The sequence below is a fragment of the Prevotella sp. P5-92 genome (assembly GCF_002251245.1).
Classification (GTDB): Bacteria; Bacteroidota; Bacteroidia; order Bacteroidales; family Bacteroidaceae; genus Prevotella.
The window spans coordinates 157,424-174,419 of record NZ_NPJG01000042.1 but is presented as its reverse complement, the minus strand read 5'-3'; the positions used below and the strand labels follow the sequence as shown (position 1 = coordinate 174,419).

Annotated in this window: 13 protein-coding genes and 1 tRNA gene; 10 read left to right on the top strand and 4 right to left on the bottom strand. The window is 49.4% G+C overall.

Features of this window, described 5'->3' with window-relative positions; translation table 11 throughout:
- Nucleotides 1–5: 5 nt before the first annotated feature.
- The 3 genes from CIK99_RS04940 to folP are packed head-to-tail and all read right to left on the bottom strand — an operon-like array spanning nucleotide 6 to nucleotide 2,747.
- Complete coding sequence (locus tag CIK99_RS04940) at nucleotides 6–1,052, bottom strand: family 43 glycosylhydrolase (RefSeq protein WP_094380371.1); 1,047 nt, start codon at nucleotides 1,050–1,052, stop codon at nucleotides 6–8.
- 50 nt (nucleotides 1,053–1,102) lie between these two features.
- Nucleotides 1,103–1,882 (bottom strand): diadenylate cyclase CdaA, encoded by a 780-nt coding sequence (gene cdaA / locus CIK99_RS04935; RefSeq protein ID WP_094380369.1) that lies wholly within the window; start codon nucleotides 1,880–1,882, stop codon nucleotides 1,103–1,105.
- Between the two features lie 4 nt (nucleotides 1,883–1,886).
- On the bottom strand, nucleotides 1,887–2,747 hold the full coding sequence (gene folP, locus CIK99_RS04930) for a dihydropteroate synthase (RefSeq protein WP_094380367.1): 861 nt from the start codon (nucleotides 2,745–2,747) through the stop codon (nucleotides 1,887–1,889).
- A gap of 185 nt (nucleotides 2,748–2,932) precedes the next feature.
- Between folP and murF the strand changes: the two genes are divergently transcribed.
- Together murF and CIK99_RS04920 are read left to right on the top strand one after the other, a co-directional pair.
- Nucleotides 2,933–4,234: a UDP-N-acetylmuramoyl-tripeptide--D-alanyl-D-alanine ligase gene (murF, locus tag CIK99_RS04925; protein WP_094380365.1), complete on the top strand. Its 1,302-nt coding sequence runs from the start codon at nucleotides 2,933–2,935 to the stop codon at nucleotides 4,232–4,234.
- 96 nt (nucleotides 4,235–4,330) lie between these two features.
- A tRNA-Pro gene (locus CIK99_RS04920) sits at nucleotides 4,331–4,403 on the top strand.
- 688 nt (nucleotides 4,404–5,091) lie between these two features.
- Here CIK99_RS04920 and CIK99_RS15210 read toward each other — a convergent pair.
- Nucleotides 5,092–5,253 carry a hypothetical protein gene (locus CIK99_RS15210; RefSeq protein ID WP_158215903.1) on the bottom strand — a complete coding sequence of 54 codons (162 nt, stop codon included), beginning with the start codon at nucleotides 5,251–5,253 and terminating at the stop codon, nucleotides 5,092–5,094.
- 531 nt (nucleotides 5,254–5,784) lie between these two features.
- Between CIK99_RS15210 and CIK99_RS04915 the strand changes: the two genes are divergently transcribed.
- The 8 genes from CIK99_RS04915 to rsmH all read left to right on the top strand — a co-directional run bounded on the left by CIK99_RS04915 (nucleotide 5,785) and on the right by rsmH (nucleotide 16,981).
- The gene (locus tag CIK99_RS04915) at nucleotides 5,785–8,631 is read left to right on the top strand and encodes a pitrilysin family protein (RefSeq protein ID WP_094380363.1); all 2,847 of its coding nucleotides are present in this window, start codon (nucleotides 5,785–5,787) and stop codon (nucleotides 8,629–8,631) included.
- A 221-nt stretch (nucleotides 8,632–8,852) separates the two neighbouring features.
- Nucleotides 8,853–11,174, top strand: coding sequence for a polyribonucleotide nucleotidyltransferase (pnp, locus tag CIK99_RS04910; protein WP_094380361.1), 2,322 nt, complete (start codon nucleotides 8,853–8,855; stop codon nucleotides 11,172–11,174).
- A 138-nt stretch (nucleotides 11,175–11,312) separates the two neighbouring features.
- The gene (gene ruvB / locus CIK99_RS04905; protein WP_094380528.1) at nucleotides 11,313–12,347 is read left to right on the top strand and encodes a Holliday junction branch migration DNA helicase RuvB; all 1,035 of its coding nucleotides are present in this window, start codon (nucleotides 11,313–11,315) and stop codon (nucleotides 12,345–12,347) included.
- 5 nt (nucleotides 12,348–12,352) lie between these two features.
- Nucleotides 12,353–12,793, top strand: a complete 441-nt coding sequence (coaD, locus tag CIK99_RS04900) for a pantetheine-phosphate adenylyltransferase (RefSeq protein WP_371590916.1) — start codon at nucleotides 12,353–12,355, stop codon at nucleotides 12,791–12,793.
- Nucleotides 12,794–12,838: 45 nt separating this feature from the next.
- Entirely contained in the window at nucleotides 12,839–13,255 is a 417-nt protein-coding gene (ybeY, locus tag CIK99_RS04895) for an rRNA maturation RNase YbeY (protein WP_094380356.1), read from the top strand.
- Nucleotides 13,256–13,293: 38 nt separating this feature from the next.
- On the top strand, nucleotides 13,294–15,231 hold the full coding sequence (locus CIK99_RS04890) for a DEAD/DEAH box helicase (protein WP_094380354.1): 1,938 nt from the start codon (nucleotides 13,294–13,296) through the stop codon (nucleotides 15,229–15,231).
- Between the two features lie 326 nt (nucleotides 15,232–15,557).
- Nucleotides 15,558–16,058, top strand: coding sequence for a division/cell wall cluster transcriptional repressor MraZ (locus CIK99_RS04880; protein WP_094380527.1), 501 nt, complete (start codon nucleotides 15,558–15,560; stop codon nucleotides 16,056–16,058).
- Nucleotides 16,055–16,981, top strand: a complete 927-nt coding sequence (gene rsmH, locus CIK99_RS04875) for a 16S rRNA (cytosine(1402)-N(4))-methyltransferase RsmH (protein ID WP_094380349.1) — start codon at nucleotides 16,055–16,057, stop codon at nucleotides 16,979–16,981. The genes CIK99_RS04880 and rsmH overlap by 4 nt, the downstream gene beginning before the upstream one ends.
- The last annotated feature ends 15 nt before the right edge of the window (nucleotides 16,982–16,996 follow it).

Sequence of the window (16,996 nt, the reverse complement as noted above, 5' to 3'; positions counted from 1 at the left end):
TACAATTAGTGGTTCATTGATTCCAGTTCTGGCCATCCATCGTCGGTCCATCTTATTTCTCGTTGTATAAGTACCGGTGCACCTTTCATCTCTGTGCTGTAGCCATGACAGATAAAGATGTCTTTTCCGTCAATGGAGTATGCAGCGCAATGGCCTGTTGCCTCATATTGTTTCTTATCGCCTTCGAGCAAGACGGTTCCGCCTCCATTGAGCATGTCGTTGCTACGCTTGTCGAGATATGGTCCATCCACATTCTTGCTTCGACCCACGGCGACGCGATAGTTGCTCTTGCTGCCTCGACAACAATAGTCCCACGACACGAAGAGATAATAGTAGCCTTGGTGTTTCATCACGAAGGGAGCCTCGATGGCGTTGGTGCCAGCATGTGCCGAGGTGGGGTTAGGTTCTGCTGTTGTGGTGCCAGGGGCATAGCGTCGTGCCAGGGTTCGGGGTTTCTCTCCCTTTGCCACGTGCATGGTGGTATCTAGTCTTACTATCTGTATTCCATCCCAAAACGAGCCCCACACCATCCATGGCGTGTCGTTGTCGTCGATGACAAAGTTCGGGTCGATGGCATTCCAGTTGTCGCGGTTCTCGCGTGAGGCGACGATACATCCCTCGTCGTTCCATATAGGAGAATCGAGCTTTGCCGCCGACAGCAGTCCGATGGCCGAGCCGTTTTTCCCGAATGTGGAGCAGCTATATGCAAGCCACCACTTGTTGTGCCATCTGATGATGTCAGGAGCCCATACATGCTTGTCAAATCCCGGCACCGAGTCGTGGGTCCATTTCGGTATCACCGTCATCACGGGCATGGCTTTCACTTGCCAGTCTTTTCTGTCTTTTGACGTCATCCGTTGTATTCCCATGCCAGTGGCAAAGATATGGTACACGCCGTCTTCCCTTGCCATCACGGGGTCGTGTACCATTGGATTGGAGGTAACGAATTCCCGTATTTTTCTTTCTTCTCCGTTCTGTTCTTGCGCCAGTGCCACATTGCTTATCATCATGGCGACCGACAGAGTAATTAGGTGTAAGTTAGTTCGTATCATATATATATGTATTTAAATTATATCTGTTTATGTCTTTCTTCATTCTATATCTATTGCCCTCTCATCTCTTCGGTGAGTACACTCTCGAGTTTCTCTGCCGACAGTCGCAGTTGGAACTCTCCATTTATCGCCACGGATATCGATCCCGTCTCTTCCGAGACTACGATGACCACGGCGTCAGCTTCCTGCGACATGCCCATGGCAGCACGATGCCTCAGTCCCAAATCTTTGGGTATTTCCATATTGTGGGATACTGGCAGGATGCATCCGGCCGCTTTTATTCTTTTGTTGGATATCAACATTGCCCCATCATGCAGTGGCGAGTTTTTGAAGAAGATGTTTTCTATCAGGCGCTGGTTGATGTTGGCGTCTATGAGGTCACCAGTCTTCACGATATCGTCGAGAGGGTTGTTGCGTTCTATGACGATGAGTGCTCCCACCTTTTTCTTTGACATGTTCATACAGGCCAGCACGATGGGCACGATGGTCTCTTTGTCGTGTTCCGGAGCCTTGTTCTTGTCGGCAGAGAATATTCTCAGCAGCATCCTCATGCGTTGGTGTGCTCCGAGATTGTAGAGGAATTTGCGTATGTCTTCCTGAAAGAGCACAATGAGTCCTATCACACCCACACTGACCAACTTGTCCATGATGCTGCCCAACAGCCGCATCTCAATCACCTGCGACACGAATAGCCATAACACGACAAACATAAGTATTCCGATGAAGACGTTGAGCGAGCTCGACTCCTTCATCAGACGATAAATGTAGAACAACATCAGAGCGACAAGAAAGATGTCGATGAAGTCTTTTATGCCAAATTCTATAAACATGATCTTACAAATGCTTGCTTAGTGGAGAGGAACTGATGGTCTTTGACGTTATCTTCACTGCCTCTACTGCCTCGCGCACGTCGTGAGCACGGAGTATCGAGACTCCCTTCATCAGCGACAATGTGTGGAGCACAGTAGTGCCGTTGAGCGAGCCGGCGGGGGCGGTGTCGAGGAGCTTGAATATCATCGTTTTCCTCGACACTCCCACGAGCAGTGGCAGTCCGAGGACATGGAGTTTGTCCATCTCCGCCATAAGACGGTAGTTGTCGTCAAGCGTCTTCCCGAAACCGAATCCCGGATCGAGTATTATGTCTTTCACGCCCAGATTGCGCAGCTGTTGTATCTCTCGCGCATAAGCCATGAGCATGGTCTCCACATTGGGTTTCACCGACATTAGTATATACGGCACGCCCAGTCGCGCCACCATTCGGAAGATGGCAGGACAAGTGCCGTCCTCTTTCTCCAGCGGTGTGTTCACCACTCCGGTAATGCCGCCCTCTGACACGTCGTTGATGATGTCGGCTCCATAATCCTCCACCGCCATGCGTGCCACGTCAGGACGGAATGTATCTACTGACACTACGGCGTCGGGCTGTTCGCGTCTCACAATCTCCAGACCGAACCTCAGTCGCGCCATTTCCTCCTCTTGGCTCACTTCAGGTGCTCCGGGGCGTGTGGAGAATGCTCCCACGTCGATAATGGTTCCTCCCTCGGCAATAACCTGATTGGCACGATCGGCTATTTCAGCTTCGGTCTGCTTTCGGCTGCCGGCGAAAAAGGAGTCGGGTGTGACGTTGAGTATTCCCATCACCTGTGGCGACGAGAAATCGACGAGTTTACCTCTGACATTGATTGTGTATTGCATATTACGATTGTTTATTCTTTCAACAGCTAATTTGTTTTGCAAATGTACCACTTGTTAATGAAAAGACCAAAAAAAAACGTCATATTTTGCAAAATTTATGTTCTTTACGTTCTTTACATGCCGTTTTAGAGGGCTTTTCAAATAAAAATTGTACCTTTGCACCGATTTTTAAATACGTTCATACAATGGAAATAGAACAACTCTACGAGATATACAAGAGTCATCCCGTAATCACCACCGACAGCCGCGATTGCCCGGAGGGATCGATATTCATCGCCCTCAAGGGCGACACTTTCAACGGAAACAAGTTTGCCCAGTCTGCCTTGGAGAAAGGTTGCGCCTATGCCGTCGTTGACGAGCCAGGGGAACATACGGCCAACGACCCGCGTTATATAGTGGTTGACAACTGTCTGAAGACATTACAGCTTCTCGCCCGTCATCACCGCCGTCAGTTCTCCATCCCCGTGATAGGCATTACAGGCACCAACGGCAAGACGACCACGAAGGAACTCGTTGCCGCCGTCCTTTCTGAGCGATATAACGTGCTCTTTACCCAGGGCAATTTCAACAACGACATCGGTGTGCCTAAGACGCTCTTCCGCCTCTCTTCGGCTCACGACATTGCCGTGGTGGAGATGGGGGCAAGCCATCCTGGCGACATCAAGGTCCTCGTGGAGACGGTCGAGCCTCAATATGGCCTCATCACCAATGTGGGCAAGGCTCATCTTCAGGGCTTCGGTTCCTTTGAGGGAGTGGTGAGGACCAAGGGCGAGCTCTACGACTTCCTCCGCCATCGGGAAGACTCGAAAGTGTTTGTCGATGCTGGAAACCCTCATCTTATGGGCATCGCCCAAGGGCTCTCTCTTATTAAATATGGTATAGGCGACGTGGCTGACGACCTCAGGGTGAGAGGCGAGGTGGTGTCGTGTGCTCCACTGTTGAGATTCCGCTGGACTGATGGCGAGGAATGGCATGAGGTACAGTCTCACCTCATCGGCAGCTACAACCTCCACAACATGTTGGCTGCTGCCACCATAGGACTGGAGTTTGGCATCACTCCAGCACAGATAGACCATGCGTTGTCTAATTACATGCCCAGCAACAATCGTTCGCAACTTACCGAGACAGCGTCCAACCATCTCATCGTCGATGCGTATAATGCCAACCCGACGAGCATGATGGCTGCACTGAAGAACTTCTGCAACATGGAGGTTTCTCCAAAGATGGCTATCCTCGGCGACATGCGCGAACTGGGCGAGTCGAGTGCTGAGGAGCACCAGCGTGTGGCTGACTTTATCGAGGCGTCAAGACTTACCGACGTGTGGCTTGTAGGCTCTGAGTTTGCCAACACTCGCAGCCGCTGCCGCAAATTTGCCGATGTCGAGGAGGTGAAAGCTGAACTCGCCAAGGCAAAACCTCTGGGATATTACATCCTCGTGAAAGGAAGCAATGGCATTAAGCTATTCCAATTACCAGAAATACTGTAAAAAACGACTCCTAACACATTTTTTCTTGGAAAAGATGCACGAGTTTCAAAAAAATATAGTACCTTTGCAGCCGAATTAACAAAAACTATATGGCTTCGGGATGTAGCGCAGTTGGTAGCGCACTACGTTCGGGACGTAGGGGTCGGGCGTTCGAGTCGCCTCATCCCGACAAAAATACTTATGTACGTCTGTGAATTAGACAATTACGGCGTATCAAGGGTGAAGATGTCGGCGAAAAGTCGGTGATATTTTGGCGCAACCGACAAATCTGGTGGGGAAGGATTTGTCGGTTGTGCTGGCTAATTATAGTTATGTCATAGACGAACAGAAGTTCAAATAATAACAATACGATTGTTGTTTGTTTTTGTTAACTCAGGTAAGTGGTATTGTTGATTGTAAACAGACTATACTAATGATGTATGGATAAGCGTTCATGAGCTGTCAGGACTCACGTCCTAATGGTGTCTGAAAGTACGTCCTTGTGGCGTTAGGACGAACGACATGGTTGTGCCTTGCCAGTTGTCAAACGATCTTGTGGAAGCTGGCAAATGAACTTTTGCTAACTGGCAAAAGATCTTGCGTGAGCTTACAAATGAGTTTCTGACTACTTAGGTACAGGGGGCACCCCTGTCCCCCGTACTGCTTGGATGATGTGGAATATTATGTGTGTCATTTCAATGATTTTGCCTCTGCAAATGGGATAAACAGAACGTAACCAATGACATTGCTGTAACATGCAAATTTAAATGCATCATTTTTTCGTAAAGTAAATGCATCACCCTTGTTATTTGACATACATCAATCGATTCTTCTTGTTTTACACATCCTCCTTCTTTTTAAAAACAGCATGATGTCTTCTATGGCAAGCAAGTCCGCATTGAGTATCTTACGATAGGTTGTCGGTTGCGTCCTATTTTCTGGATTTGCTGTCGCTCATCCTGTCGGCACTCGGAGATTTTCTCTTGGATCTCCTTGCGGCGTGCGAGATATTGTTCTGTTGTCATTGTCGTTGTTTCCATAATGTTCTTTGAATTGAAAGAACCCTCGTTCCGAGCCTTATTTGACAACGACGATTTCTAAACGGGACTAAGGGAATCAAAAAGGCTATTGCTTGTTGGCTGCGGGAAGCGTCTCGCAGCCAACTTTATGTCTTATCCGTCGGCTATGCCAGAGGAGATAGTGTTGGCTGTCACAAGTATGACGGCCGGCTGTCATAACTACATAGTTTGCCTGTCATCCCCATGACAGAATCGGAAGAGACGATTAAGCGAAAAGCATGAGATAAGAGGGATGCTCCGCCAAATCTTCACTCTACATTATTCGCCTATAAGCCACAAGTTTTCAGAGTGTTAACACGATGTAGGGTTGCGCTGCCTCTACATTGAGCAAACTAACTATCATTAAACGGGTTATACCCGCAGAATGTAGAGTGTAGAGTTAATGAGAGCATCGATATATAAGAGAAAAATGGATTTTTTATGATTTTTTGTAGTAAATGAAAAAGGAAGTGCGTCTAACGGACAAAAAAGGACATAATTCATATTACAACAATGAGAAGATTATTTATCGCAGTAGTGGCAATGGTATTGCTCGCTACAAATGGATTCGCACAGCAACAGCCAGCTATTCCCATAGACAAGGCCGTTCGCATTGGCAAGTTGGACAATGGTTTGACGTACTACATACGCCACAACGCCGAGCCAAAGGGTCAGGCAAACTTCTACATCGCACAGCGTGTGGGCTCTATTCTTGAAGAAGAGGACCAGCGCGGTCTGGCTCACTTCCTTGAGCACATGTGCTTCAACGGCACAAAGCACTTCCCCGGCAACGGCGTGATAAAATACTGCGAGAGCATCGGCGTGAAGTTTGGCAACGACCTCAATGCCTACACAAGCATCGACGAGACCGTATATAATATAGATAATGTACCCGTAGGCACGACACCGTCGGCCATCGACTCTTGCCTCCTCATACTCCACGACTGGGCCGACGGCCTCCTGCTTACCGACGAGGACATCGACCACGAGCGCGGAGTGATACACGAGGAATGGCGCACAAGGGCTAACGCACAGATACGTCTTCTTGAGCAGCTGCTGCCAATGATGTATCCGAAAGGCACCAACCACGCCCGTCCTGACGGCTCTAACCGCTATGGCCATCGCCTGCCAATAGGCAAGATGGAGGTGGTTGACAACTTTCCCTACAAGGCACTACGCGACTACTACGAACAGTGGTATCGTCCAGACCTGCAGGCAGTGATCGTGGTCGGCGACATCGACGTGGATAATATTGAGGCAAAAATCAAGGACATATTCGGAAAGATAGCAAAGCCCGAAAACCCAAAGGAGAGATACTTCGTAGAGATTCCCGACAACGAGACACCTCTCATCTGCATGGCAAAAGACAAGGAGCAGCCATACGCCATGACGTTCCTCTTCCTTAACCACGATCCCTATCCACAGGAGATGAGAGGCGACATGCCTTACCTTATTTATAAATATGCCATGGACGCAGCTTCGCGCATGGTGAACGCACGCCTGCAGGAACTGCAGCAAAGCGCCAATCCGCCGTTTATTGCAGCGGAAGTGTCTGACGACGACTTTATGATTGCACGCACCAAGCGCAGCTTCGCCGGTCAGGCAGTGTCGTCGGAACAAGGACTGCAGCAGGCAGTCACCACACTCTACCGCGAGATGCTCCGCGCTGCACGATGCGGATTCACCGACTCGGAGTATGAGCGTGCAAAGGCACAGATACTTGCCGACGTGGAGGCAGCATACAACGGCCGCGACAAGAAGAAGAGCGCCAACTACTGCAAGGAGTATGTACGTCACTTCATCGACAACGAGCCAATACCGGGTGAGGAAACTAACCTCGCTATCGTAAAGCAACTCGCCGAGGGAGTAGATGCACAGACCATAGGAAAGATTCTCTCGCAGATGGTGGAAAAGAACATACTCGTGATGAGCGCCATGTTGCCCGACAAGGAAGGCGTCAACTACCCTTCGAAAGAGGAAATGGAAGCAGCTCTCGCTGCAGTGGCAGCCGAGACGATCACTCCTTATGAAGACGCCGTCTCTGACGAGCCTCTCATGAGCTCACTGCCCAAGCCAGGAAAGGTAAAGAAGATACAGGCAAAAGCCATGGGATACAAGCAATACTCTCTCTCAAATGGCGCCACAGTATATTTCCGCCAGACAGACTTCAACCCCAACGAGATACTGATGACGGCAGTGAGCAAGGGCGGAACATCGCTCTACCCTACCTCGATGACTGCCGACCTCAAAGCCATCAACGACGTGATGCTCGTGGGAGGACTGGGCAATTTCTCAAACACCGAACTGCGCAAGGCCACAGCAGGAAGGAAGGTGAGCGTGACACCAAAGGTGAGCGTGTTTGAAGAGTCAGTGACTGCCTCTGCAACACCAAAGGACTTTGAGACAATGTTACAGCTCAACTATCTGTATTTCACAGCTATGCGCTCAGACCGCGAAGCATTCGACTCATGGCTCAACCGCGAACGCGCCTCGGTGGCTAACCGCGAAAGCGACCCAATGTCGGCCCTTCAGGACAGCGTGCAGACAAGCATCTACGACAACGCCAGTCTGTTTATGGGCATGCACACGGCTGACCTCGACCGTCTCGACTACGACAACATCATGAGGATAGCCCGCGAACGCTATGCCAACGCAGCCGACTTCACCTTCATCATCACCGGAGCCATCGACGAAGCCACCTTGCTGCCACTCATGGAACAGTATATCGCCTCACTGCCAGCAAAAGGCAAGGCGGAGAAGGCTAACACCGCCATCTCCGACTTCCGCAAGGGTAAGGTTGACAATGTTTACAAGCGCAAGATGGAAGTGCCAATGACAACCAACGTCTTCTTCGACACTGCCGATATGCAATACACTCTGAAGAACAAACTCGCCTTCGACATTGCGCTCAACGCACTCAGCGTAGTTCTGCTCGAAGAGATACGCGAGAAGGAAGGCGGCACATACGGCATCGGAGCTTACGGAGAACTTGTCCCCATGCCAGCTCCACGATACAGGGCTTACATGCAGATAGCATACCAGGCAAACCCAGATAGATACGAATACCTCAACCAGAGAGTACGCGAGATCGTGAAGCAGTTTGTCGCAGAAGGTCCTTCGAAGGAGAACCTCGAGAAAGGCAAGGAATTCTTCCTCAAGAACTACAAAGAGAACCTCCGCGAGAACAAGTACTGGGCTACAACCTTCAAGAACTATCTCGACACCAACCTCGACTTCGCCACCGACTTCGAGCAGACCATACAGAGTATCACTGCCGACGACGCCCGACGCGCAGTAGAACAGCTCATGACACAAAACAATCACGCTGAGATCATCATGGAAGGCATAGAAAACAAATAAAAATTTATTTCATACTCGACAAATCGCCGGCTGTCGCGCTCACTGAAGCAGACGCCGGCGATTTCCTTTTTGTGCAGATAAACGAGCCGCATACATTCATAATTTCATAAAAAAACACAAAAAGTAGAAGAAATGCTGGAAAACATTGCGCCATTACACAGAATTATAGTATCTTTGTGCGATTTTTTGATGAAAACAAAACAAATAGTTTTAAATTTTAGATGAACGTAATTACGAAAACAATTTCGTTGGCTGATGGAAGAACCATCACCATCGAGACCGGAAAAGTGGCAAAACAGTGCGACGGTTCTTGTATGCTCCGCATGGGCAACACCGTTCTTTTGGCCACCGTTTGTGCCGCAAAAGATGCCGTTCCGGGTACAGATTTCATGCCTCTGCAGGTTGACTACAGAGAGCAGTATGCAGCAGCTGGACGCTTCCCTGGTGGATTCACCAAGCGCGAAGGCAAGGCAAGTGACAATGAGATTCTCACATCACGCCTGGTTGACCGCGTTCTCCGTCCGCTCTTCCCTTCTAACTTCCACGCTGAAGTGTATGTCAATGTGATGCTCTTGTCAGCCGATGGTGTTGACCAGCCTGACGCCCTCGCCGGCTTCGCTGCCTCAACAGCATTAGCTTGCTCAGATATTCCTTTCGAATGCCCAATCAGTGAAGTGCGTGTCGCACGCATCGGCGGAGAATATGTCATCAACCCAACCTTCGAGCAGATGAAGGAAGCCGACATGGACATCATGGTTGGTGCCTCGGCTGAAAACATCATGATGGTGGAAGGCGAGATGAAAGAAGTGTCGGAACAAGACATGATCGGCGCACTGAAGGCCGCCATGGAAGCCATCAAGCCGATGTGCGAGTTGCAGACAGAGCTGTCAAAGGAGCTCGGCACCGACGTAAAGCGCGAGTACGACCACGAGATCAACGACGAAGACTTGCGCAAGCAAATCAACGACGAGCTCTACCAACCAGTTTACGATATCACCAAGCAGGCTCTCGACAAGCACGCCCGCCAGGATGCTTTCGACAAGATCATCGAGGACTTCAAAGCTAAATATGCTGAAGCTCACAGCGACCTCAGCGAGGACGAGCTTGAGGAAAAAGCCGCCGAGGCTGACCGCTACTATCACGACGTGATGCGCGACGCCATGCGCCGTTGCATCCTCGACGAGGGAATCCGTCTCGACGGACGCAAGACTGACGAGATACGTCCTATCTGGTGTGAGGTTAGCCCACTGCCAATGCCACACGGAAGCTCTATCTTCACCCGTGGAGAGACACAGTCGCTCACCACATGTACACTCGGCACAAAGCTCGACGAAAAGATGGTTGACGACGTGCTCGACAAGAGCTACATGCGCTTCCTCCTCCACTATAACTTCCCGCCATTCTGCACCGGCGAGGCTAAGGCACAACGCGGAGTGGGACGACGCGAAATAGGTCACGGACACCTCGCATGGCGCGGCCTGAAAGGTCAGATACCTGAAGACTATCCTTACACCGTACGCGTAGTTAGCCAGATACTCGAGTCTAACGGCTCTTCATCAATGGCTACCGTATGTGCCGGAACTCTCGCACTGATGGACGCTGGCGTACCTATGAAGAAACCTGTCAGCGGTATCGCAATGGGACTTATCAAAAACCCAGGTGAAGAGAAGTATGCCGTGCTCAGCGACATCCTCGGCGACGAGGACCACCTCGGCGATATGGACTTCAAGACCACAGGAACCAAGGACGGTCTGACCGCCACACAGATGGACATCAAGTGCGACGGCCTCTCGTTCGAAATCCTCGAAAAGGCCCTCATGCAGGCAAAGGCTGGACGTGAGCACATTTTAAAGTGCCTCACCGACACCATAGCTGAGCCACGCGCAGAAATGAAACCACAGGTACCACGCATCGTACAGATTGAGATACCTAAGGAGTTCATCGGTGCTGTCATCGGCCCTGGCGGCAAGATCATCCAGCAGATGCAGGAAGACACTGGCGCCACCATTACCATCGACGAAGTGGATGGCGTAGGCAAGGTACAGGTATCGGCTCCTAACAAGGAGAGCATCGACGGCGCATTGGCAAAAATACGCGCCATCGTGGCAATACCCGAAGTGGGTGAGATTTACGAAGGCACAGTACGCTCTATCATGCCTTACGGATGCTTCGTGGAAATACTTCCAGGCAAAGACGGACTCCTCCACATCTCGGAAATAGACTGGAAACGTCTTGAAACAGTAGAAGAGGCCGGCATCAAGGAAGGCGACAAGATAAAGGTAAAACTGCTCGAGATAGACCCAAAGACTGGCAAGTACAAGCTCTCTCACCGTGTGCTCATCGAAAAGCCTGCCGACTATCAGGAACGTCCTGAGCGCCGTCCTCGCGGCGAGCGTCCTGAGCGCCGTCCACGTGGCGAGCGTCCTGAGCGCGGCGAACGCCGTCCTCGTCCTGAGCGCCGTCCACGCCCCGACTTCAACGAAAGCCAAGAGAACCACGAGCCAAAGGATTTCAACGACTCTTTGGACAAGATGGATTTCTAAATAAGTGAAGAATCTGAAAGAGAAGAATGGAGAATGACCTCATTCTTCACTCTTCTCTTTTTTTATATATGCACTCAACTTTGGCAAATAAAGGGCAGTTAAAGAAGTTGGGCAAAAGCGAAAGTTTTGGATATTATGATAGACGACAATTTCGACATACGCGAAGAGCAACAAGCAAGTCCGGCGGAAAAGGATTTTGAAAATGCGTTGCGACCTCTAAACTTCGGCGATTTCAGCGGACAAAACAAAGTAGTCGAGAATCTGGAAGTGTTTGTCGAGGCTGCCAAATATCGTGGCGAACCACTCGACCATACACTCCTCCACGGTCCTCCCGGACTGGGAAAAACCACTCTCTCAAACATCATTGCCAACGAACTGGGCGTAGGCTTCAAAATTACCAGCGGGCCCGTTCTCGACAAACCGGGTGACCTGGCTGGAATACTTACATCTCTGGAAAAAAACGACGTTTTGTTTATCGACGAGATACACCGGTTGTCGCCTGTGGTTGAAGAGTATCTTTACTCAGCCATGGAAGACTATCGCATCGACATCATGATAGACAAAGGTCCGTCTGCACGATCCATACAGATCGACCTCAACCCGTTCACTCTCGTTGGAGCCACCACACGCAGCGGACTTCTCACAGCCCCGCTACGCGCACGTTTTGGCATTAACCTCCATCTCGAATATTACGATCCCGAGACGTTGGCACGCATCCTCAGACGTTCGGCCAGCATCCTTAGAGTACCCATCGACAACGAGGCTGCAATGGAGATAGCCAGACGAAGCCGAGGCACTCCACGAATTGCCAACGCACTGCTCCGACGCGTAAGGGATTTCGCACAGGTGAAAGGCAACGGACGCATCGACACTGAGATAACAAAGATTGCACTTACTGCACTCAACATCGACCGATATGGTCTCGACGAAACCGACAACAAGATTCTGCTCACTATCATCGACAAGTTTAAGGGCGGACCAGTGGGCGTGACCACCATCGCCACTGCCATCGGCGAGGACGCAGGAACAGTGGAAGAGGTGTATGAACCATATCTCATCATGGAAGGATTTATCAAGCGCACACCACGAGGACGCATGGTGACGGAACTCGCCTACAAGCACTTCGGACGCAACATCTACACCCAAGACCTATCATTCGACTTTAAAGACTGAGCATTATGACAGGATTATTCACTGGAAGTTTCGACCCCTACACCATAGGACACGACAACATACTACGTCGTGCACTGCCTCTTTTCGACAAAATCGTTATAGGCATTGGAGTCAACGAGCGCAAGCAGTATATGCTGACTGCTGACGAACGTCTTGACAACATAAGCAAGATATATGCGTCTGAACCAAAGGTGGAGGTAAAGACATACAACGACCTCACCATCGACTTTGCCAAACGCGTGGGAGCGCAATATATAATAAAAGGTGTAAGATCGGTGAAAGACTTCGAATACGAGCGCGAACAGGCTGACATCAACCGTCAGCTATCGGGCATAGAGACACTGCTGCTCTACGCAGAGCCTCAATATGCTAACATTTCATCGAGCTTAGTCAGAGAACTACGGCATTTCGGCAGGAACGCCGATGAGTTTTTGGTGAAAGCCTGACGCTTATTTTTTAATAGTGAGAAAAAACAAAGGAAAAGAAAGGACATGATTACATATAATTGTGAAGGCGTAAAAATGCCAAACATCAAAAAGCGCGAAGTGACTGCTTGGATAAAGGATGTTGCCGCCACATACGGACGCAAAGTAGGAGAGATAGGCTATATGTTTGTCGATGACGAGAAAATACTCGAAGTAAACCGCGAATATCTCGGCCACGACTACTACACAGACATCATCACCTTTGACTACGACGAAGGAGACCGCATCAATGGTGACCTCGTCATCAGCCTCGATACAGTGGAGACCAACGCCAGGCAGTTTGGAAAAAGCTATGACGAAGAGCTCCATCGTGTTATCATCCACGGCATACTCCATCTCTGCGGCATCAACGACAAAGGTCCTGGAGAAAGGGAAGTAATGGAAGCTGCCGAAGACAAGGCGCTTGCTATGATAAGTGTATAGGGAAAGTATTAATTTATGATTTTTTGAACATATAACGATTGAAGACATTTGAAGAATTGGGCGTTAGCGAAGAGATTCGCAAAGCCATAGAAGAATTAGGGTTTGAAAACCCGATGCCAGTACAAGAAGAAGTAATACCTTATTTGCTTGGAAACCGCAACGACGTCATCGCACTGGCTCAGACTGGTACAGGAAAGACAGCGGCTTTTGGCATCCCCATATTGCAGAAGATTGACCCCAAAAGCCGTGACACTCAAGCGCTTGTACTTAGTCCTACACGCGAGTTATGTCTCCAAATTGCCGACGACCTCAGGGATTTCTCAAAATACATGAAAGGTGTCAATGTGGTTGCCGTATATGGGGGCACATCTATCGAAAACCAGATACACGCTCTCCGTCATGGGGCGCAGATTATCGTTGCCACACCAGGACGCCTCATCGACTTGATGCATCGAGGCAAGGCAAAACTTGAGATGGTAAACAACGTTGTGCTCGACGAAGCCGACGAGATGCTCAACATGGGCTTCTCGGAGAGCATCAACGAGATTTTCGAAGGAGTGCCCGAAGACCGCAACACGCTTCTTTTCTCAGCCACCATGAGCCGTGAGATAGAGAAGATAGCCAAGAGCTACCTGCGCGAGTATAAGGAGATTGTCGTGGGCAGCCGTAATGAGGGAGCGGAAAACGTAAACCACATCTACTATTTGGTAAACGCCAAGGACAAATATCTCGCCTTGAAGCGTATAGTGGATTTCAACCCGAAGATATTCGGCATCATCTTCTGTCGCACAAAACTCGACACGCAAGAGATAGCCGACAAACTCATACGCGACGGATATAACGCTGAAAGTCTTCACGGAGACCTCAGCCAACAGCAACGCGACCTTACGATGCAAAAATTCCGTCAGCACCTCACCCAACTCCTCGTGGCCACCGATGTAGCTGCCAGGGGATTGGACGTTGACGACCTCACGCACGTCATCAATTTCGGACTTCCCGACGACATTGAGAGCTATACGCATCGTAGCGGACGCACAGGACGTGCAGGTAAGAAAGGCACTTCTATCTCCATCATCCACACACGCGAGAAGCACAAGATGCGTGCCATAGAGAAAGAGATAGGCAAGAGCTTTGTTGAAGGCGACATTCCCAGCCCAAAAGAAATATGCAAGAAACAACTATACAAGGTGATGGACCAAATCGTTAAGACTGATGTCAACGACGAGGAAATAGATCCTTTCATGAAAGACATAAAGCGATATTTCGAGTTTATCGACAAGGAAGATATAATCAAGAAAATCGTAAGCATGGAGTTCGGCAAGTTTCTCGCGTATTATGCTGATGCGCCAGAAATAGAAAAGCCTTCGACGAAAGCTACGAGAGAAGATCGTCGCGGAGGCAACAGCGAACGCAAAGGACAGCGTGGCGATCGGAGTGGCGCAAGACGTGGTCAGCGGAAAGCAGAATCAGGCTACAGACGCCTTTTCATAAACTTAGGCAAGTCAGACGGATTCTATCCTGGCGAGGTGATGCAATATATCAACAAGCACGTTGAAGGCCGACAGGACGTAGGCCATATCGACCTTATGAGCAAGTTCTCGTATATTGAAGTGCCAGAGAAAGACGCAGACAAGGTGATACGAGCCCTTGACGGCACAGTATATAAAGGCCGTGAGGTGCGTTGTAACGACGCTGACTCGAAAGGACACGGACGCGGAAATGCTGATGAAAATGGACGTAACAATGGTAAAGCTGATACTGATGGATACGGACGCGTAAAAAGCGACAAGTCACGAGGAGGAAAAACAGCAGAGAAACCCAAAAAGCGCCAAGGCAAATCAAAGCAGACTCCGTTTGAAGGCGACACAGGCGACTGGCGTCAATTCTTCAAAGGCAATGACGTAAAGTTTAAGGGTGACGAACCAGACTTCTCAGAAGAAGGATGGGCAATAAGAAAGCCAAGGAAAAAGAAATAACCCTAAAGACTCTCAGAACAATCGGACACGCCATAAGACCAAGATATCCTGGGAAACCCGGATATTTCGGAAAGACAAAACACTACACGGAGTTCAAAGAGAAAGGACATGAGATAAAGCTCAACACAAATGCTACATTCTCTCTTGTCTTTACTCTTTCGAACTCCTATATTTTTTAACACTTTCTTATATTGTTGATTTTCAATATGTTACAAGTATTTCTGTATTAATATTTTACGACCGGCTAAAAAAAAGTGGGGAAATGTGGGGAAATGTGGGGGAAAATGTTTATCTTTGCAAACGAATTCAATATTATAAGTGTACACATGCGTTTTTTAGGCAAGACAGAAGCAAGAATAGACGTTAAGGGACGATTGTTCCTTCCCGCCAACTTCCGCAAAGAATTTCAAGGTTCTCATGCGGAAAAGCTCGTGTTGCGTAAAGACGTATTCAACGATTGTATAGTCATCTATCCCGAGGCGGTGTGGAATAAACAGATGGAAAGTCTGCGCAAGCGCCTTAACCGCTGGAACAAGACACACCAGCAAGTGTTCCGTCAATTTATTTCTGAAGCGGAATCAGTGCAACTTGATGCCAGCGGTCGCCTGCTGCTTCCTCGTCGCTGCATCGAAGCAGCTGGCATAGAGCTGGACGTGGAGTTTATTGGTATGGGCGATACCATAGAGATATGGGCAAAGCAAAACACTACGGAACCATTCATGGAAGCCGCATCGTTTGGAAAGGCTATCGAAAGCCTTATGGGAGATGATACTAGCGATTTTGCATTAGGAGATCAGAAACAACCAGAAGAGGAGATCGGGAAATGACAACAGAGAGAGGCAATGAATATCATCGTCCGGTGCTATTAGAAGAAAGCATCGATGGCTTGGCCATAAAGCCAGGCGGAATATATGTGGACGTCACCTTTGGTGGAGGCGGCCACAGTCGTGAGATTCTCCGAAGAATGGATCCCACGGCACATCTCTACAGCTTTGATCAGGATGCCGACGCAGAGCGAAATATCATGGACGACGACCGATTCACCTTTGTTAGGAGTAATTTCAGGTATCTCAAGAACTGGATGCGCTATTATGGAGTAGAACACATCGACGGACTGTTGGCCGATTTAGGCGTGTCAAGCCATCATTTTGACGACGAGACGCGTGGATTCTCTTTCCGCTTTGACGCCCCGATAGACATGAGGATGAACAAGCGCGACGGCCGAACCGCTGCCGACATTCTCAACGAAAGCAGCGAAGAACAGTTATCCAACATCTTTTACATCTACGGAGAACTGAAAAACGCTCGCCGCCTTGCGACAGCAATTGTCAAGGCAAGATCGTCAAAGTCCATAGTGACCACTACCGACCTGATGACAGTCACAGAGGCACTGATGCCGAAAGAACGGGTGAAGAAAGACATGGCAAAAATGTTCCAGGCATTGAGGATAGAAGTAAACAACGAGATGGAAGCCCTGAAAGAGATGCTCACCTCAGCAATAGAGCTGTTGTCTCCCAACGGCCGTCTCTCGGTGATCACGTATCATTCACTTGAGGACCGCATGGTGAAGAACATGATAAAGACGGGCAATGTGGAAGGACGCATGGAGAAAGACTTTTTCGGACGTACAGCCACCACGATGAAACAACTCAAGGGCAAACCCATCGTTCCCTCAGCCGAAGAACAGAAGGAAAATCCCCGAAGCCGCAGTGCGAAACTAAGGATAGCAGAAAAGGTTGCAGAGGAATGACAACAAACAGATGAA